This window comes from Salinibacterium sp. CAN_S4, from assembly GCF_015752305.1.
In the GTDB taxonomy this organism is placed as follows: Bacteria; Actinomycetota; Actinomycetes; order Actinomycetales; family Microbacteriaceae; genus Rhodoglobus.
The window spans coordinates 1,034,015-1,051,987 of the sequence record NZ_JADOVB010000001.1 but is presented as its reverse complement, the minus strand read 5'-3'; the positions used below and the strand labels follow the sequence as shown (position 1 = coordinate 1,051,987).

Genomic DNA, 17,973 nt, shown 5'->3' with positions numbered 1-17,973 from the left:
CATTCATTCGAACTAACGTGGGCCCATGAGCACCTACACCGTATGGACCGCCCGCGACTGCGCCGGACGGATCGCGGTGCCCCTGCAGCGCGACGACAAGTATTCGCGAGGCGTGCTGGGAATGATCACCGGCTCGAGCATGTACCCGGGAGCTGCCGTGATCGGGGTGGAATCCGCGCTCCGCACCGGCGTGGGGATGGTGCGCTATCTCGGACCGGAACGGGCGGCAGGGCTCGTATTGCAGCGCAGGCCTGAGGCCGTGACCAGCGATGGTCGCGTGCAGGCCTGGCTGATGGGCTCCGGCATGGACCACATCGAACGTGAGAGCCTCGCGCAGATGGTGGACGCACTCGCGCAACCGGTCCCGGTCGTGCTCGATGGGGGAGCCCTCGACCTCCACGACCGCGCCGCCGGTCCCGTCATCGTGACGCCGCACTTCCGCGAGCTGGCGAGGCTACTGGACGCCGACCGTGCTGACATCGCGGCCGACCCCGCCGGATGGGCGCGGCGCGCCGCCGACGACCTCGGGGTGACCGTGTTGCTCAAAGGCCACACCACCTACATCGCGGGGCCGGGCATCTCCCTGAGCGCTGCCTCAGCTCCGAGCTGGCTAGCGACGGCGGGTGCTGGGGATGCACTCGCGGGAATCCTCGGTGCGCTGGTCGCGACCCATTCCCGCCAGATTCAGGATGACCCCGCCGAACTCGCGCGGCTGGCAGCCAGCGCGGCGGTGGTGCACGGTCTCGCGGCGGAACGGGCATCCGGTGGCGGCCCGCTCACGATCCTGGATCTCGCCGCCGCCGTTCCCGCGACGATCGCCGCGCTGCTGCGGGACTGACCCTCTCAGTCGAGGAAGCGGGCGAGGAACTCGCGCGTGCGGGCCTCGCGGGGGCTGCCGAACACCTCGGCGGGGCTGCCACTCTCGGCGATCACCCCGTGGTCGAGGAAAACGATGGTGTCCGCGACATCCCGCGCGAAGGCCATCTCGTGGGTGGCCATGACGATCGTGGTGCCGTCGGCCGCCAACGATCGCACGAGATCGAGCACTTCGGTCACGAGTTCGGGGTCGAGCGCGCTCGTGATCTCGTCCAGCAGCAGCAGTTCGGGGTTGGTGGCGATGGCGCGCACGATCGCCACGCGCTGCTGCTGGCCGCCGGAGAGCCGGTCGGGGAAGGACGTCGCCTGCGCGGCCAGGCCGACGCGCTCGAGCAACTCCATTCCGCGCGCGTCGGCCTCGGCGGGGGGCATCCTGTGCACATGGCGGGACGAGAGCGTGACGTTGTCGAGCACGCTGAGGTGCGGGAACAGGTTGTAGCTCTGGAAGACGGCACCGATCCTCGCGCGAACGGCATCCGGTTTGACGGCGGGGTCGCTGATGTCGACGCCCCGCAGCCAGATCTGGCCGTCATCGACCTGTTCGAGCAGGTTGATGGTGCGAAGCAGGGTGGATTTGCCGGAGCCGCTGGCGCCGATGAGGGCGAGCACCTCGTGCGAGTCGATCGTGAGGTCGATTCCGCGGAGCACGTCGGTGTCTCCGAACGACTTGTGGATGTTCTCGAGCCGCAGCACGGTGTCGCTCATACGATGCCCCCGATCTGCTCGCGGCGTCGAAGCCGGGCCGAGACCCAGTCCGTGAGGCGGATAAGCGGCAGCGCGAGCAGCACGAAGAGCAGGCCGGCGACGACGTACGGGGTGAAGTTGAAGAACTGCGCGGTCTGGATCTGGGCGGCACGCACGGCGTCGATCGCTCCGAGCACCGAGATGAGCCCGACGTCTTTTTGCATGGCGACGAAGTCGTTCATCAGCGCCGGCGTCACTTTGCGCACGGCCTGGGGGAGCACGACGAGCCTCATCGTCTTGCCATGGCTGAGGCCGAGAGCGCGGGCGGCGAGCCGCTGGGATGGATGCACGGCCTCGATCCCCGCGCGGAACACTTCAGAAACGTAGGCCGAGTACGTGAGCACGAGCGCGACGGTCCCCAGCACCTCGGACGGGATGCGCGGACCGGTCGAGCCGAGCAGGCCCGGGATCCCGAAGCCGACGAGGTACAGGGTGATGATGAGCGGCATGCCGCGGAACAGGTCGGTGTATCCCGCCGCGATCGCGCGAAGCGGGAAGAACACGGGGCCTCGCAGGGTGCGGATCGCGGCGATGGCCATGCTCAGCACGAGCACCCCGACCGAGGCGAACAACAGCACCCTCAGGTTGAGCAGGAATCCATCCCACACGCGCGGTAACGACTCGAGCGCTACCACCGGATCGAAGAACGTCTGCTGCACGCGCGCCCAGCCGGGCGTGTTGACGATGGTGAGCCATGCGACCGTTGCCAGCACGATGGTGCTGAGGATGCTGATGCCGACCGATCGCAGCCCCTGGCGACGACGGAAGGCCCGGCGACCGAGTTCGATGGAACTCGGCTGCCGGGCCGGAGCGTTCGTGGTTGTCACGATCCCACGGTAGCCGAGCCGCGAGGGCTAGGAGAGCGGCGGGGCGTCAGCAGCGTCGGAGAGCCAGGTGTCGGCGAGCTCCTGCAGCTTTCCGCTCTCGCGCAGGGCGTCCACCGCAGCGGTGACCGATGCCGTGAGCGGGCTGTCCTTGGAAAGCACGAGGCCGAAAGCATCGCCATCACCCTCGGTCTGCGGCAGCTGGCCGACGATGAGTCCGTCGGTCAGCTCGACGCCCGTGAGGTAGAACGCGGTGGGAAGGTCGACGACAATCGCGTCGACTGTGCCGTTCTCCAGGGCGAGCTTCGCGTCGTCGTTGGTGTTGAACACCTGGGCTCCCGCGGTCGGCGCGATCTGCTGCTCCACGGCGTCGAAACTCGTGGTGCCGGTCTGGGCGCCGATCAGCAGTCCCTTGAGGTCGGCGATGGATGTGGCATCCGCTGCCTTCGATGCGGCCGTCGTGATGACCACCTGGGTGGTCTCGTAGTAGGGCGAGCTGAAGTCGACGTTGGCCTTGCGTTCTTCGGTTATCGAGAACTGCTGGATGTTGACGTCGAAGTCTTTGGCGCCGGGAGCGACGGCCTGCTCGAAGGTGGATCGCACCCAGACGACGTCGCTCTTATCGAAACCGAGTTCGTCGGCGACCGCATAGGCAACGGCCGCCTCGAATCCTTCACCGGACTCCGGGGCGTCATCGATGACCCAGGGGTAGTAGGCGGGCAGACCGGTGCCGATCGTGAGCTTTCCGTCGGTGACGTAGCCACTGTCGGAGGTGCCGGCCGAGTCGCCCGCTGGTGCGCAGGCTGCGAGGATCAGGGCGAGTGCCGCGGCACCGGCGGCGGCGACGATTCGTGGGGTAGTTCTGGGCATGGTGCTCCTTCGGGATGCTGTGTGCTCTCATCATCCCGCAGCCTCACCGGCCTTCGCGAACCCGAGTCGATTTGTTACCGGGATACGCTTGCGGGATGACGGATGCCACGCCTTCACCCCGCGTCGGCAACCGGATCCTCGCCAGCCGCACTGCCATCTGGCTGGCATTCGTGCTCGTGCACGGCTGGCTCGCGTGGTTGTGTCTCTACGGCCGCCATGACGGCATGAACGACGTTTCGGGGGTCTACCGCCAGTGGGTCGAGCAGGCGCTCGGGGGCGGCGTCGTCGTCGGTATCGACACGGCCTGGGTCTACCCGATCCTGGCGCTCGTTCCCATGCTCGCGGCGGCGGTGTTCGGCACGACCCAGTACGTCGCTGCGTGGGTCGGGCTCGTCGTCATCATCAATGCAGTGAGCTTCGCCTTCCTCGTCGCCGGCCCGCGGATTCGCGGGGCATGGTGGTGGCTCGCGTTCCTGCTGCTGCTCGGCCCGATCGCACTCGCCCGCATCGACGCCATCACCGTCTCCTTCGGCGTCATCGGTGTGTTGCTGCTTTCAACGCGTCCACGCGCGGCCGGCGCGGTGCTCGCGGTCGCGACGTGGGTGAAGGTGTGGCCCGCGGTGCTCATCGCGGCCGCGCTCGTCACCCTGCGCCACCGGAGCCGCATCCTCCTCTCCGGCGTAGTCGTCTCGGCGATCGTGGTCATCGTCGCCCTTGTTCTCGGCAGCGGGGCGAAGGTGTTCAGCTTCATCACCGAGCAGACCGGCAGGGGGTTGCAGATCGAGGCGCCCTTCACGACCTTCTGGCTGTGGGCGGCCTTCTCCGGCCAGCCCGGCGCCAGCGTGTACTTCGACCGCCAGATCATCACCTACCAGGTGACGGGCGTGGGAGTGGATGTCGCTTCAGCGGTGATGACTCCGCTGCTGGTGATCGTGGTCGCCGTTGTTCTCGTGCTCGGCATCAGGGCGGTGCGAGGTGGAGCGCTGGCGACCGACGTTCTGCCCGTGCTGTCGCTCGCCCTGGTGGTGGCGCTCATCGCGTTCAATAAGGTCGGATCACCCCAGTTCATCGGCTGGATCGCGGTGCCGATCGTGCTCGGACTGGTTACCGCCGGCGTCGCGTTCCGCACCCCCGCCGCGCTCGCGCTCGTGATCGCGGGCCTCACGCAGATCATCTACCCGTACCTCTACGGATACCTCATCGAGTTGCATCCCGCCATGCTGCTCGCTTTGACCGCACGCAACGTGCTCGAGTTCGTGCTGCTCGGCTGGGCCGTCACGGCACTGGTCTGGCTGCGGCATCCTACACAGCAGGACGCACGATCACGGCTTACTCCATCGACGGTCGACCAGTAAAGGAGTCATCATGCTCGTAGCTTTTTCGGTAGCGCCCAGCGGAGGATCGGGCGAGGGCGACTCGGTTCACGCGGCGGTCGCCGCCGCCGTGACGGTGGTGCGCGATTCCGGCCTGCCCAACAGCACGGACTCGATGTTCACGACGATCGAGGGGGAGTGGGATGAGGTGTTCGACGTGATCCGTCGTGCCACCGAGGCCGTCGGCGCATTCGGTACCAGGGTCTCGCTCGTGCTGAAGGCCGACATCCGCCCCGGGCACAGCGGAGAGATCACGGGCAAGGTCGAGAGGCTCGAGCGAGCCATCGCCGACGCCAATCTCGACTGAATCGAATCGTTTCGATTCTTCCGGATCGGTCGTATGATGAGGAGGGCTCGACGGAGAGCGCACCACAGGAACCTCGTCGATCGGCCTCTCTCGTGACTCTCTCACCCCCCACCGCCACGCCTCTCAGCGCGAACCGCACCCGGCTCGCCCTGCTTGCGCTGGCGCTCGGCGGATTCGGGATCGGGCTCACCGAGTTCGTAGCGATGGGCCTGCTCCCGAACCTGGCGGCAGACCTGCTTCCCGGGCTCTGGGCGCAATCACACGAGCTGGCCAACGCGAAGGCCGGCTGGCTGATCTCGGCTTATGCCCTCGGCGTCGTCGTCGGTGCACCGACCATAGCGGCGTTGGCGGCTCGGTTTCCGCGCAAGCAGTTGCTGCTCGCCTGCGTCGGAGTGTTCGTGCTCGGCACCATCGCCTCGGCCCTGCTTCCCACCTTCGAACTCGTGCTCGTCGCCCGTTTCGTCTCAGCTCTCCCGCACGGCGCGTACTTCGGGATCGCGGCCCTCGTCGCAGCGTCCCTCATGGGGCCGGGAAAGCGTGGCCGGGGGGTCGCACTCGTCCTCTCCGGTCTGACCATCGCGAACGTCATCGGCGTACCGGCCATCACTTACCTCGGCCAGCAGGCCGGCTGGCGCGTGGCGTACTTCGCGGTCGCCGCCGTCTTCGCGCTGACCTTCGTCGCCGTGGCGCTCGTCGTTCCCCTGCAGCAGGGTGACCCTCGAGCCACGATGAAACGCGAACTCACGGCCTTCGCACGACCCCAGGTATGGCTTGCGCTGCTCATCGGGTCGGTCGGTTTCGGCGGATTCTTCGCCGTGTACACCTATATCTCGCCCCTGGCCACGAACGTGACGGGGCTGGAGCCGGGCGTGGTGCCATTCGTCCTTGTGGCCGTCGGCATCGGCATGACCATCGGCAACCTGATCGGGGGTCGGGCGGCCGATCACAGTGTGATGGGCACGCTGTTCGTCTGCTTCGGTATCTTCGCCGTTGCTCTCACCGGTCTCGCCCTCACCGGCCAGCACCCCGTCGGTCTGTTCGTGTTCGTGTTCCTCGTGGGCGGCGGCGCTGCAGCCCTGTCCCCAGCCATCCAGACCAGGCTGATGGATGTCGCGGGCGACAGCCAGACGCTCGCCGCGGCGATCAACCATTCGGCTCTCAACCTCGGCAACAGTATTGGCGCGTGGCTGGGCGGCGTTACCATTGCGGCCGGCTTCGGCTACCTGTCACCGGCCTGGGTGGGACTGCTCCTGTGTGTTCCCGGAGTCGCACTGGCACTCATCAGCCTCGCGATGCAGCGGGGCGCTGATCGGCACGAATCCCACCCCGATGTGCAGTCGGCATCGCTCGAAGCAGAGCCCGTCGCGGACGACGTCCGGGTCTAGTTCTACCGGGTCAGAGCTGGCTCCACCCGGTTAGAACTGGCGGGGCAGGTCTGCCTCGACGAGGATCCCGTCTTCGATGGCGCGCTTACGCAGGGCGACCTTGGTGCCCACGTCGAAGCCGGCGACGCGATACTTCTCTCGGATGCGCTTGAGGTAGCTCTTGGCCGTCTCCTCCGAGATGCTCAACTGGAACGCGACGGCCTTGACCGGCTCGCCGCCGCCATACAGCGCCATGACCCTGCGCTCCTGTGCGCTGAGCTTGGGGGATCCACCGATCTCGCCAGCGTTGAGCGCGAGGTCGAGTTCGGCCGAGACGAACGACTCACCTTTGGACGCCGCGCGGATCGCCTCGACGATCATGCCGGCGTCCTCGCTCTTCACGAGGTAGCCGAGGGCGCCGGCGCCGAGCGCCTCACGCACGACGTTCGGCTCGGAGTACGTGCTCATCAGCACGACCTTCACGCCGGTGGTGCGCAGGGTGTTGATCTTCAGCGATACCGGGATGTTGTCTTTGAGGTCGAGGTCGAGCAGCACCACATCGACGGGAAATTCTGGATGGGTTATCAGCTCCGGCCACGTCGGAACGGCCACCACCATGTCGATGTCGTCGGCAGCGTTGGTGATCCATTCGGTCAGGGCGCCGAGCAGCATCCTGTGGTCGTCGACGAGTGCGACGCGAATTCGATCGGTCTGGTCAGTCACGATGGGTCCTCTTATTTCGATTACTGGTCTGCTGGGTTGTCGACGAGGCAGGCAATCTGTACCTGCAGGCTGGAATTCTGCGTGGAGTCACTGTACTGGCCGATCTTGCGCAGCGCTTCCCACGTGGCGGGGTCTACCTTGCTTCGGCCCATGCCCGTGATGGTGAGAACGATCGGAATCGTGATCTTGCGACCATAACCCGTGTCGACCGATTCGGTCACGGGCCCCACCGCGATCTGCACGGTACGCGGTGCGCTCTTGGCCGAGTCGTTGATGAGAAGCCAGACAGATGACAGGAGTCCATCCCGTTGCTGCGGGTCGAGCAGACCGGCGAGGCTCCCCTTGTCGATGAGGGTGACGGCCTTTCCGAGCAGGTCGGATTCCGTGATGGCGTGATACAGCCAGGTCTCCCGGCGGCCCTCGATGAGGTGCAGCCTGAGTTCGGTGGCGAGGGATGCCGCGACAGAGGCGGTCTTCGGATCGAGGGGCAGTTTCGTGCGGCCCGTCGACACGGCATCGAGCAGTTCTTCTGCGGCGAGGTCGAGTCGCGCGAGCTCCTCCGATGCCATCATGCCCACGGCGAACCGGGGTGCAGACACCGTGCTCTGCACGAGCACCCTGTCGAGTTCGACCTGGACGAGCCTGCGGAAACCGCGCACGAGCACCACTCCGATGACGGCGGGCACCACGGCGAGAGCGAGAGTGGTGATCTGCGGAGCGATCGTCTCCGCCGTGATCGTCGAATTCAGCACTATGCAGACCGCGAACACCAGGCCGATCGCGATGGCTGACAGGAGGATGTCTGTGGCTCGTCTCACCACGACCACCACCAGGAGGGCGGCACCGGCCGCGACCGAGGCCGTGGCGCTCTGGCCGATGTCGTTCAGCGGCCAGATGGCGTAGAAGTCGAGGGCGATAGTGATGGCGAGCCCGAGAAGGAAGAGTGCGAACATCCAGTGGGGAAGCTCGCCGACGATGGATCGCGACACGAGAACGGCGGTGACACCGACGACGACCAGCACGACCCACGCCGCGAGGGCGATGAGTGGGTCGGGATAGTTGTTCCACTGCGCCACCATCCACACGATCCCGTAGACGGCGAGCAGGCCAGCGACGATGACGGCCCCGACCCCGATGAATCCGATTCCCAGGCTGGATCTGAGGGGAGTGGCTGCCCGGATGACCCGGCGCGTGGCGTCTGCCTCACGGCGCCGTCCGCGGCCGAGGATGACGCCGAGAGTGTTCTCCTCTGGAGGCGAATAGGTCATCTGGGCACCTCCAGCACCACTGTGGTGCCCGAACCCGGGGACGAGAACAACCGAGCGCGGCCGCCGACCTCTTTGAGCCGACCGACGACCGACTCTTTGAAGCCCAGCCGTGCCGAGTCGACGTCGTCGAGCAGGAACCCGACGCCGGCATCCGTGATCATCGCGCGCACCGTGGTCTCATCGTCGGTGATCGTGACGTGGGCTTCGGTCACGCCGGAGTGTCTTCGCACGTTTTCGAGACACTCGGCGAGGGCGAGCAGGAACGCGTCGAGCACTTCGCTGGGGAGGAGAACCTGGCCCGTCCCGTGCCAGCTCACTTCGAGGCCCATGCGGCCGAACCGTTGCTTCACCGATTCGAGAGTCGTGCCGAGAACTGTCTCTTCGACCTTCTCGAGGTTGTAGTTGCCCGAGGACTGGGGGATCGGCGTAGCACCGAGGCGCAACTGGCGAAGAAGACGTGCGTCATCGGCGGACTGCTGGCGCATGGCGGCAGGCGCTACTCCGACTCCGGAGTGCGCGAGCAGGGTGAGGGTGGCAAGTACGGTGTCGTGGAGCAGGCGGGCGCCCTGGCGGCGCTGGGCCTCAGTCTCGCTGGCCTGTCGCTCGGCCCGGTGTGCGCGGCCGATGCTCGCGATCCTGCGCGCGACCTGCGGCACTCCGGCGCTGACCCAGAAACCCACGAGTGACGCGAGCGTCCACCCGAGCACGATCAGTCCGAGGGTGCGGGAGATGGGCTGCGAGGTCAGGGTCACGAGCGCGGTCGTGAGGCTGACCACGACGAACCCGGCGACGAGCGCAACCCGCCGGGCGGCATCCGTCGTCAGCACGATCGCTGTCGCCCCGAGGGATCCGCCGGCCAGCTGGGTGACGGCGGAGATCGCCGATGGGGTGGGACTGGTGACGGGAAGAGCCGTCGCGAGGATGATGATGAGAAATCCGGTGAGGAATGCGCCAGTCACCCAGCCCAGGGATCGGCTACGGCCGATCATGAACTGGAGAGCCCCGAGGATCAGGTAGAGCGGCACGCAGATAGCCAGCGTCGTGAGGTCCACGGAACCGGGCAGGCTCAGGCAGATCACGGAGACGATGGTGAAGCTCAGGCCGAACACCCGGGCTGTGCGATGGAGCAGGCGGTCGCGCTCCTTGGCTATGAGGTCCATATATCGCTCATAGTTCCATAGTGTGACCCTAAAAAGGGGGTGGCGCTCCGCGGTTCAATGCCGAATTCGTGGGTGTGCCGACCAGTATCGGCGCGCCCGGCACTCAGGTGCCGAGCAATCGCTCTATCTGGGGGCCCACGAGTGCGTTTTCGATGAGGAATCCGTCGTGGCCGAACTGCGATGAAATGAGGTGAGGGACGGCTCCATCGATGTTGCCAGGGGCATTCGCCGCGATCTGGTTCTGGTCCGCCACGGGAAAGAGCCTGTCGCTGTCGATGGCGAGGATGAGGGCGGGCATGGTCACTTTCGAGAGGGCCGCGACGATGCCGCCCCTCCCGCGACCCACGTCATGGGAATTCATGGCCGCGAGCAGCGTCAGGTAGCTGTTGGCATCGAAGCGGCGCGTGAACTTGTTTCCGTGGAAGTCGAGGTAGCTCTCGACGGCGTACCGGCCGCCGTCGCCGAGAGGGCTGACCTCGCTCTGGGCACTGCGTTCGAACCGGTCATTGAGTTCGCTCGATGACCGGTAATTGAGCAGCGCCATCCGTCGTGCGAGCGCGAGCCCGCGGTGCGGTCCATCACCGTCTGCCGCCTCGTAGTACTCGCCCTCGGCGAACGCCGGATCGATTCTCACAGCCTCGATCTGCACCGAGTTGAGGGCGATCTGGTCTGCGCTCGACAGCGGAGGTGCTGCCAGCACCGCAACCCGTTCGAGGCGTTCCGGATAACTCGCCGCCCACTCGAGCGACTGCATGCCGCCCATCGAGCCGCCGATGACCGCGGCCCAGCGGTCGATGCCCAGAGCGTTCGTGAGCGCGAGCTGGACATCCACCTGGTCGCGGATGGTGACGAAGGGGAATCGTGGCCCCCATTCCGCGCCGTCGGGGGAGTATGAGGCGGGGCCCGTGGTTCCCTGGCAGCCGCCGAGCATATTAGGGGCGACGACGAACCATCGATCGGTGTCGATCGCTTTGCCCGGCCCGACCAGGTCGTTCCACCATCCGCCGGTTGCATGGCCGGGGCCGGGGCGCCCCGCCACGTGGCTGTCGCCGGTGAGCGCGTGGCAGATCAGGATCGCGTTGCTCGAATCCGCGTTCAGCGTGCCGATGGTCTCGAAGGCGACGCGGACGGACGGCAGCTCGCCGCCACGTTCCAGTGCCACATGCCCGATCGACAGGAAGTGCCGGTCGCCGGACGGATCACCTTCTCGCCAGGCCCCGGACGCAGGCGGTTTACCCAGCACTGAGCGCGCATTGGCTTCGGTGATGAAGGCCGAAGGAACCGTGTCTTCTGAGGTTTGCCAGTCCATGTCTCTTCAAGTATCGCGAACAAAGCGGGGCGCCGTCGTTTGTTACAACGACGGCGCCCCGATCGTGCGCTGTCGCTAGGCGGAGGCGCTCGCGGCCCTGGCGATGCTGCGGGCCGCGTCGAACCCGAGTTGCAGGTCGGCCTTGAGGTCGTCGACGTTCTCGATTCCGACCGACAGCCTGATCAGGCCAGGGGTGACCCCGGTCGTGAGCTGCTGCTCGGGGGTGAGCTGCGAGTGGGTGGTCGACGCGGGGTGGATGATCAGGCTGCGCACATCACCGATGTTCGCGAGGTGGCTGAACAGCTCGACGTTCTCGACCACGGCACGGCCGGCATCGACCCCACCCTTGAGCTCGAATGAGACGACGGCGCCGACGCCGCGGGGGGCGTACTTGTTGGCCGCGGCGTACCACGGGCTCGAGGGAAGGCCCGAATAGTTCACCGAGGCGACGTCATCGTGGTTCTCCAGCCATTCCGCGACCTCCTGCGCGTTCTGGACGTGTCGTTCGATGCGCAGGCTAAGCGTCTCGATCCCCTGGATGATGGCGAACGAGCTGTCCGGTGAGAGTGCTGCCCCGGTGTCGCGGAGGATGGTGACCCGCGCCTTGATGACAAAGGCGATCGCATCGCCGAGCACTGTCGTGTAGCTCGCACCGTGGTAGCTCGGGTCGGGCTCGGTGAGCCCGGGGAACTTCTCAGCGTTGGCCGCCCAGGGGAACTTTCCGCCGTCGACGATGACGCCGGCGATGACGGTTCCGTGCCCGCCGAGGAACTTGGTCGCGGAGTGGATGACGATGTCCGCACCGAACTCGATCGGGCGGATGAGGTACGGCGTCGCGATCGTGTTGTCGACGATGAGAGGCAGGTCGTGCTCGTGGGCGACGGCGGCAACGCGCTCGATGTCGAGGATGTTGATCTTCGGATTCCCGATCGTCTCGGCGAAGAACAGCTTGGTGTTCGGGCGGACGGCCGCGGCCCATTCCGCAGCGTCATCCTGATCCTCGACGAAGGTGACCTCGATGCCGAGTTTGCTGAGCGTGTACTTGAAGAGGTTGTAGGTGCCGCCGTAGATCGACGACGACGAGACGATATGGTCGCCGGCGCCCGCGATGTTCAGCACGGCGTAGGTCACGGCGGAGGATCCGGATGCCACCGCGAGGGCCGCAGTTCCGCCCTCGAGCGCGGCGACCCGCTGCTCCAGCACGTCGGTGGTGGGGTTCATCAGGCGCGTGTAGATGTTGCCGAACTCGGCGAGGGCGAACAGGTTCTGGGCGTGTTCCGTGCTGTTGAAGACGTATGAGGTCGTCTTGTAGATCGGCGTCGCTCGAGCATTCGTGGTCGGGTCCGGCTGCGCCCCGGAATGAACCTGCTTGGTCTCGAATTTCCAGTCACTCATCGGGTATCTCCTTCACACTGCTCGGTCGGGCCACCGATGCGGATCTGGCCTCGACAGCGAGCATACGGTCGAGCCCCAGCGGCAGCAATGGAGTCGCGACACAACTCGTAACGCACGATTTCCTTTTCGCGAGTACTCCTGCGAGACTAGTTGCGTGTCATCCATTCGATTATTCATTCTCGGTTCCCTCGCGGAGCGCGGCGAGATGCACGGCCACGCCATCCGGCTGCTCGCCGAAGAAGAGCGCATCGACAACTGGACCGATTTCGGACCCGGGGCTATTTACGGGGCGATCAAGCGACTCGCAGCGGATGACCTCATCGTCGAACGTCGCACGGAACGCGAAGGCAACTATCCTGAGCGCCAGATCTATGGCATCACCGAGTCCGGAAGTGCGATGCTCGCCGAGCTCCGTCGCGACGGCATCGAGCACATCGTCTACCGCCACGATCCGGTCGACCTGGCCATTGCCCGGTACGACTCTGACGATATGGATGGGCTCGTGGCGGCGCTGCGGGAGCGGCTGGCCGAGCTGAAGGCTCGGCGGGAATACGCGGAGCAGCACGGTGCACAGATCCGCCAGTACCTGACCCTCATGGAGAGCCATGTCATGCGGCACCAGTACCACCGACTGACGGGCGAGATCGCCTGGCACGAAGAACTTCTCGCGGCCATGCCCGAGATCATCACCGATGAAAACGTGAGAAAGAGCGCAAAGTCATGACCGACAGCACCCGAACTGCTCCACCATCCGGTCGTCCCCAGTGGACACCACCCGAAGGCGTCAGCGAGAAGCGCGCCTGGGCTTCGCTCGCGGTACTCATGGTCGGGCTCTTCATGTCCCTGCTCGACACCACCATCGTGAACGTCGCGCTGCCGACCATCCGGGACAGCATCAATGCCGACGAGGCGACCCTGGCGTGGATCATCTCCGGCTATGCCCTCGCCTTCGGTCTCGTACTCATCCCGGCCGGTCGCATCGGCGACAGCATCGGTCATAAGTGGGTGTTCTTCGCCGGGCTCGCCCTGTTCACGGCAGCAAGCCTTTTCGCCGGAGTCGCCCAGGATTCGACGCAGTTGATCGTGGCGAGAGTGCTGCAGGGTCTCGGTGGCGGAATCTTCTTCCCACCGGTGACCGCCTTCATCCAGCTGCTGTTCCCGCCCATGAAGCGGGGCAAGGCGTTCGCGATCCTCGGCGCTGTTCTGGGAGTATCGTCGGCGCTCGGCCCGATCGTGGGCGGTCTTCTCATCCAGGCGTTCGGCGAACAGAGCGGCTGGCGCTACATCTTCTTCGTGAACCTCCCCATCGGCGTCGCCGGACTCGTAGCAGCAGTGATCGTCCTGCCGAAACTCTCACAGGGTGCGAAGTTGTCCCTGGACGGTGTCGGGCTGGTGCTGCTCGCGGGCTCGCTCGTCGCACTGCTTGTGCCGCTCATCCAGGGCCAGGAAGAGGGATGGCCGCTCTGGACGTATCTCTCGATCGCCGGCGGAATCGTGCTCCTGGTGCTCTTCGCGTTCTGGGAGCGTCGCCTCGCTGCGCGCGGCATCTCTCCGCTCGTGCCCCCACGGCTGTTCTCGCATGCGGCCTTCACGGGAGGGACCATCCTCGCGCTCGTGTACTTCGCGGCCTTCACCAGCATCTTCTTCACCATCGCTCTGCTGTGGCAGGCCGGACTCGGAAATTCGGCGCTCGAATCCGGGCTCGTCACGATCCCCTTCGCCATCGGCAACATCATCGCGGCGTCGCAGAGCGACAGAATCGCCCAACAGCTCGGCAGGGGTGTGCTCGTCCTCGGCGCCGGGCTAGTGTTCCTCGGCCTCATCTCGCTGTGGGTCATCCTGCTCACCATTCCCGGCACTGATCTCACCAACTGGATGCTGCTCGGTCCACTGGCCATCGCCGGTGTCGGAAACGGTTTCTTCATCGCTCCGAACAGCCGATTCATCGTGGCGACAGTCGACCAGTCCGAGGCGGGCGCCGCGAGTGGGGTCATCGGAACCATGCAGCGCATCGGCAGCGCGATCGGCATCGCGGTCGTCTCGAGTGTGCTGTTCGCGGTGGCGAACCTCGGCGGCGTCGCCGACGAGATCAAGCAGAAGGTAGGCGAAGCGCTCAAGGCGGGCACCTATGCGACCCCCGAACTCGCCGGAGAAGCCATCTCTAAGATCGTGCTGGCCGCGCACTTCACCGAGGCGGCGACCGTGGCGATGTTCGTCAGCGCGTGCTTCGCGCTCGTGGCTCTGGCGCTCGTCTTCACCCTCCCGAAGCGCGTCCAGCTGCACTGATCAGGGCTGGCGCGGGGCCTTCAGCCCATCCCGGTCGTTAAACAGCCACGATGCTCGGGGCTCGACGATGGGCCTGAAGACTTTGCGCACGATCGGCGTTCCGAGGACGACCGCGATACCGATTCCCATGAGGATCATGAGCGGAAGCAGCCAGACGGGCGGATTGTCGCCCGTGAGGAGGCTGGATTCCCGGATCGGGTAGAGCACGAACGTGTGCAGCAGGTAGATGTACATCGTTGCCTGCCCCCACGCGGTGAGCGGGGTGTTGTTGCGGGGCACGAGCACGATGAATGCGGCGATCAGGGTGGTGGCGAGCAGGATGAAGCCGAGGCGGGCTGCCCCCGCCCACCAGACGCCGGCCCCCAACTCCGAGTACGGGTCGTCGTAGAAGAACCAGCGTTGCAGCGAGATGGCGCGGAATTGGTCGACGTTCACGATGACGATGGCGATCCACACGAGAACGACGGCAACGGCTCCTGCGCGGATCCAGAGGCTCGCACGCGCGGGCGCCTCGTTCCACCGGTCGATGAGCCCCCACCGCTTCAGCTGCCACCCGAGCACGAAGAACGGGAGGATGCCGAACGCGCGAGACAGCGAGAACGTGTTATCCACGTTGCTCCAGTACCCGACCGCGATCGACAGCACGACGGAGAGTGCCAGCGGGAAGCGGATGAGCGCGAGATAGGGGAGCACGAGCCTGAAGATGGCCAGCGCCAACAGGAACCACAGCGTCCAGCTGGCTTTCGTGGGGTTGAAGTCCTGGCTGCCGGTCGCCAGGAACTGCACGACTGTCCAGATGGCTTCCATGATGAAATACGGCAGCAGGATGTCGGTGAGCACCCTCTTCATCTGCGCCGCGTCCGGCGGCCCCGGCTTGGAGAAATAGCCGCTGATTACAGCGAAGGCCGGCATGTGGAACGAGTAGATCAGCAGGTAGACGATGTAGGCGCTGTCTGAGGCGCCGGTCATCCGCTGGATGCTGTGGCCGACCACGACGAGAGTCACGGCGAGGAATCGTGCGTTGTCCCACAGGGGAACGCGCTTTTTCGTCCCCGCTGCGGGGATCGTGGGTGCTGAGATCGTCACCCGCCCCAGAATAGCCGCGCTATTTTTGTCCTATGACTCTTCAGCCCGAATCCGTCGCATCCGCCACCCCAGCAAGCGCCACCACAGCAAGCGCCGCCACAGCAACAGCCGCCACCAGGCGGGCCGTCGTCACCGGAGCGAGCTCGGGCATCGGTGCCGCCACCGTCAGGCTGTTGCGCCAGCACGGTTGGGGGGTCGTCGGTGTCGCGCGTCGCGCCGACCGGCTGCAGGCGCTCGCCGCCGAGACCGGAGCCGAGGTCTTCGTCGCCGACGTGACGGTGCAGTCCGACGTGGATGCCCTGCGCGACTATCTCGAGACGCTCGGCCCAATCCATGCCCTCGTCAACAACGCGGGCGGGGCACTGGGGCTCGACAGCGTCGAGTCGAGCGATCCCGAGGACTGGATCCGGATGTTCGATGTGAACGTCGTCGGAGTGAAGAGGGTGACGAGTGCGTTGCTGCCGCTGCTGAGGGCCGGCGTCACGCCCGGCACGAGCGCCGACATCCTCACCGTCACGTCCATCGCCGGTCATGTCGCCTACGAGGGCGGCGGCGGATACGTCGCGGCCAAGCACGCCCTCGCGTCGATGGTCGGCGTGCTGCGGCTGGAGCTCGCGGGGGAGCCGATCCGGGTCACCGAGATCGCCCCGGGGATGGTGCACACCGATGAATTCTCGCTGGTGAGGTTCGGCGGCGACCAGGCCAAAGCCGATGCCGTCTACGACAACGTGCCGAATCCGCTGTACGCGGAAGACATCGCCACGGCTATCGTGCACATGCTCGAACTGCCGTTCTACGTGAACCTCGACCTCGTGACGATCAAGCCCGTCGCCCAGGCCGCGCCGCACAAGGTCATCAGGGGAGAGTTGACGACTCGCTGACCCCGCCGGGTTCGAGCACATCGTCGACGTCGGCGAACGCGAGTTTCGGCACCAGGAACAGCAGCACCGCGGCAACGAGTGCACCGATTCCGCAGATCGACCACACGGTCATGTAGCCGGAGAGGCTCGACGCCGTGCTTCCCGCCAGGCTCACGACTCCCATCGCCAGCACGATTCCGAAGATCGCCGAGGCGAACGATCCGCCGATGGTCTTCGTCGTGTTCGTGAGCGCTGCGGCGACCCCGGTCTGGCCCCGCGGCGCCGCAGCGGCCGCCGCAGCCGGCATGGCGCCGACGAGAGCGCCCGACCCGATGCCGGCGATGAACATGTTCAGGAACACCTGCCACGTCTCGAGGTGGAACGGGATGAACAGCAGGTATCCGGCTGCGACAAAGAATGCGGCGATGATGAGGGCGATCCTTGGGGGAGAGCCTCCGCGAGACGATCGGGAACAGCAGCGCCCCGCCGATCATCGAGATCAGGTACACCCCGATGAGCGTCGACCGGTCGGTCGAGTCGAGGCCGAGCCCGTATCCATTGGCCGGATCGGTGCCGGCGTAGGCGCTGAGCGGAGCCTGGGCCCCGAGGAGGCTGATACCGATCAGGAACGCCGTCAGCTGCACGGGCCACATGTTCGGCTGGGCAAGTACCCTGAGGTCGATCGCCGGGTCTTTCTGCCTTAACTCGTAGCGTGTGAAGGGGATGAACGTGGCGATACCCGCCGCGATCAGCAGGTACACCCACCATGCCTCGAGTCCGTTGAGCCTCAGGAAGGTGAGCCCCGAGGTGATGAGGAGCAGACCTATGGTGAGGATGCTGAACCCCACGAAGTCGAGTGAACGCCCCGGCAGCGGGGTCGACTCCGGCACACCGAACAGGATCGCGAAGAACACGAGAGTCACGGCGATCGCGGGGATCATGAGCGTGACCGGCACGTTCTCGCCGGTCCAGCCGAAGACGCGGCCGCCGAGGAGCGCGCCGATGATGGCGCCGGCCTCGAGGGCGACCACGAGGAATCCGGCAGCCTTGCGGGTCTGCGATGCGCCGCGCCCTGTCCGACGACCGCGATCGAAGATCAGGGCGACTTCCAGCGGCAGCCACACGACGTAGAACCCCTGCAGGGCCCACGCGATCAGGAAGGTCACGAAGTTGTCGGCGAGCACCAGCCCCCAGCTCGCCAGGGCGGTGAGCACCGTCGAGATCAGCAGGATTTTCTTGTGACCGTACATGTCGCCGAGCTTCGCCAACACGGGCACGACGAGAGCAGACAGCAGCAACTGGGCGGCTTCGAACCAGTTGAAGTCCGCGTCCCTGATGCCGAGGTAGGTCACGAGGTCGGTGATCAGTGGAACGTAGTACCCCTGCAGGATGCCGCTGACGATCTCGACGAGGAACAGGTAGCCGATCAGCCCGAAGGTGATGGCTCCAGCCTTACCGCGCAGCGCCGATTTCCCGGGAAGAAGACTCATGACGGGAGCGTAGTGCCTCACCGTGCCACTACCGTTGT

Annotated in this window: 16 protein-coding genes and 1 pseudogene; 7 read left to right on the top strand and 10 right to left on the bottom strand. The window is 66.0% G+C overall.

Annotated elements, in window-relative coordinates; translation table 11 throughout:
* Positions 1-25 precede the first annotated feature (25 nt).
* The gene (locus IWX81_RS05225; protein WP_199280148.1) at positions 26-838 is read left to right on the top strand and encodes an ADP-dependent NAD(P)H-hydrate dehydratase; all 813 of its coding nucleotides are present in this window, start codon (positions 26-28) and stop codon (positions 836-838) included.
* A 5-nt stretch (positions 839-843) separates the two neighbouring features.
* Here the strand turns inward: IWX81_RS05225 and IWX81_RS05220 are convergent, their stop codons facing one another.
* The 3 genes from IWX81_RS05220 to IWX81_RS05210 are packed head-to-tail and all read right to left on the bottom strand — an operon-like array spanning position 844 to position 3,314.
* On the bottom strand, positions 844-1,581 hold the full coding sequence (locus IWX81_RS05220; protein ID WP_199280147.1) for an amino acid ABC transporter ATP-binding protein: 738 nt from the start codon (positions 1,579-1,581) through the stop codon (positions 844-846).
* The gene (locus tag IWX81_RS05215) at positions 1,578-2,447 is read right to left on the bottom strand and encodes an amino acid ABC transporter permease (RefSeq protein WP_199280146.1); all 870 of its coding nucleotides are present in this window, start codon (positions 2,445-2,447) and stop codon (positions 1,578-1,580) included. The genes IWX81_RS05220 and IWX81_RS05215 overlap by 4 nt, the downstream gene beginning before the upstream one ends.
* 27 nt (positions 2,448-2,474) lie before the next feature.
* Entirely contained in the window at positions 2,475-3,314 is an 840-nt protein-coding gene (locus IWX81_RS05210) for an ABC transporter substrate-binding protein (RefSeq protein ID WP_199280145.1), read from the bottom strand.
* Positions 3,315-3,409: 95 nt separating this feature from the next.
* Here IWX81_RS05210 and IWX81_RS05205 point away from each other — a divergent pair, with 95 nt between their 5' ends.
* The 3 genes from IWX81_RS05205 to IWX81_RS05195 all read left to right on the top strand — a co-directional run bounded on the left by IWX81_RS05205 (position 3,410) and on the right by IWX81_RS05195 (position 6,379).
* Positions 3,410-4,669, top strand: a complete 1,260-nt coding sequence (locus IWX81_RS05205; RefSeq protein ID WP_199280144.1) for a glycosyltransferase 87 family protein — start codon at positions 3,410-3,412, stop codon at positions 4,667-4,669.
* 10 nt (positions 4,670-4,679) lie between these two features.
* The gene (locus IWX81_RS05200) at positions 4,680-4,994 is read left to right on the top strand and encodes a thiamine-binding protein (RefSeq protein WP_199280143.1); all 315 of its coding nucleotides are present in this window, start codon (positions 4,680-4,682) and stop codon (positions 4,992-4,994) included.
* Positions 4,995-5,086: 92 nt separating this feature from the next.
* Positions 5,087-6,379 carry an MFS transporter gene (locus IWX81_RS05195; RefSeq protein ID WP_199280142.1) on the top strand — a complete coding sequence of 431 codons (1,293 nt, stop codon included), beginning with the start codon at positions 5,087-5,089 and terminating at the stop codon, positions 6,377-6,379.
* 30 nt (positions 6,380-6,409) lie between these two features.
* Here the strand turns inward: IWX81_RS05195 and IWX81_RS05190 are convergent, their stop codons facing one another.
* From IWX81_RS05190 to IWX81_RS05170, 5 genes are all read right to left on the bottom strand, one after another.
* On the bottom strand, positions 6,410-7,081 hold the full coding sequence (locus tag IWX81_RS05190; RefSeq protein WP_199280141.1) for a response regulator: 672 nt from the start codon (positions 7,079-7,081) through the stop codon (positions 6,410-6,412).
* Between the two features lie 20 nt (positions 7,082-7,101).
* Positions 7,102-8,349 (bottom strand): hypothetical protein, encoded by a 1,248-nt coding sequence (locus IWX81_RS05185; protein WP_199280140.1) that lies wholly within the window; start codon positions 8,347-8,349, stop codon positions 7,102-7,104.
* Positions 8,346-9,509 carry a sensor histidine kinase gene (locus tag IWX81_RS05180; RefSeq protein ID WP_199280139.1) on the bottom strand — a complete coding sequence of 388 codons (1,164 nt, stop codon included), beginning with the start codon at positions 9,507-9,509 and terminating at the stop codon, positions 8,346-8,348. The genes IWX81_RS05185 and IWX81_RS05180 overlap by 4 nt, the downstream gene beginning before the upstream one ends.
* Before the next feature lie 103 nt (positions 9,510-9,612).
* Positions 9,613-10,818: a homoserine O-acetyltransferase MetX gene (gene metX, locus IWX81_RS05175; RefSeq protein WP_199280138.1), complete on the bottom strand. Its 1,206-nt coding sequence runs from the start codon at positions 10,816-10,818 to the stop codon at positions 9,613-9,615.
* Positions 10,819-10,893: 75 nt separating this feature from the next.
* Positions 10,894-12,213, bottom strand: coding sequence for a bifunctional o-acetylhomoserine/o-acetylserine sulfhydrylase (locus tag IWX81_RS05170; protein ID WP_199280137.1), 1,320 nt, complete (start codon positions 12,211-12,213; stop codon positions 10,894-10,896).
* A gap of 154 nt (positions 12,214-12,367) precedes the next feature.
* Between IWX81_RS05170 and IWX81_RS05165 the strand changes: the two genes are divergently transcribed.
* Positions 12,368-12,937, top strand: coding sequence for a PadR family transcriptional regulator (locus IWX81_RS05165; protein WP_199280136.1), 570 nt, complete (start codon positions 12,368-12,370; stop codon positions 12,935-12,937).
* Positions 12,934-14,499 (top strand): MFS transporter, encoded by a 1,566-nt coding sequence (locus IWX81_RS05160; RefSeq protein WP_199280135.1) that lies wholly within the window; start codon positions 12,934-12,936, stop codon positions 14,497-14,499. The genes IWX81_RS05165 and IWX81_RS05160 overlap by 4 nt, the downstream gene beginning before the upstream one ends.
* Here IWX81_RS05160 and IWX81_RS05155 read toward each other — a convergent pair whose 3' ends face one another.
* Positions 14,500-15,585, bottom strand: coding sequence for an acyltransferase family protein (locus tag IWX81_RS05155; RefSeq protein WP_199280134.1), 1,086 nt, complete (start codon positions 15,583-15,585; stop codon positions 14,500-14,502).
* Between the two features lie 32 nt (positions 15,586-15,617).
* Between IWX81_RS05155 and IWX81_RS05150 the strand changes: the two genes are divergently transcribed.
* Positions 15,618-16,466 carry an SDR family NAD(P)-dependent oxidoreductase gene (locus IWX81_RS05150; protein ID WP_199280133.1) on the top strand — a complete coding sequence of 283 codons (849 nt, stop codon included), beginning with the start codon at positions 15,618-15,620 and terminating at the stop codon, positions 16,464-16,466.
* Here the strand turns inward: IWX81_RS05150 and IWX81_RS05145 are convergent.
* A pseudogene (locus tag IWX81_RS05145) lies at positions 16,441-17,935 on the bottom strand (MFS transporter). The gene IWX81_RS05150 and the pseudogene IWX81_RS05145 overlap by 26 nt on opposite strands.
* Positions 17,936-17,973 lie beyond the last annotated feature (38 nt).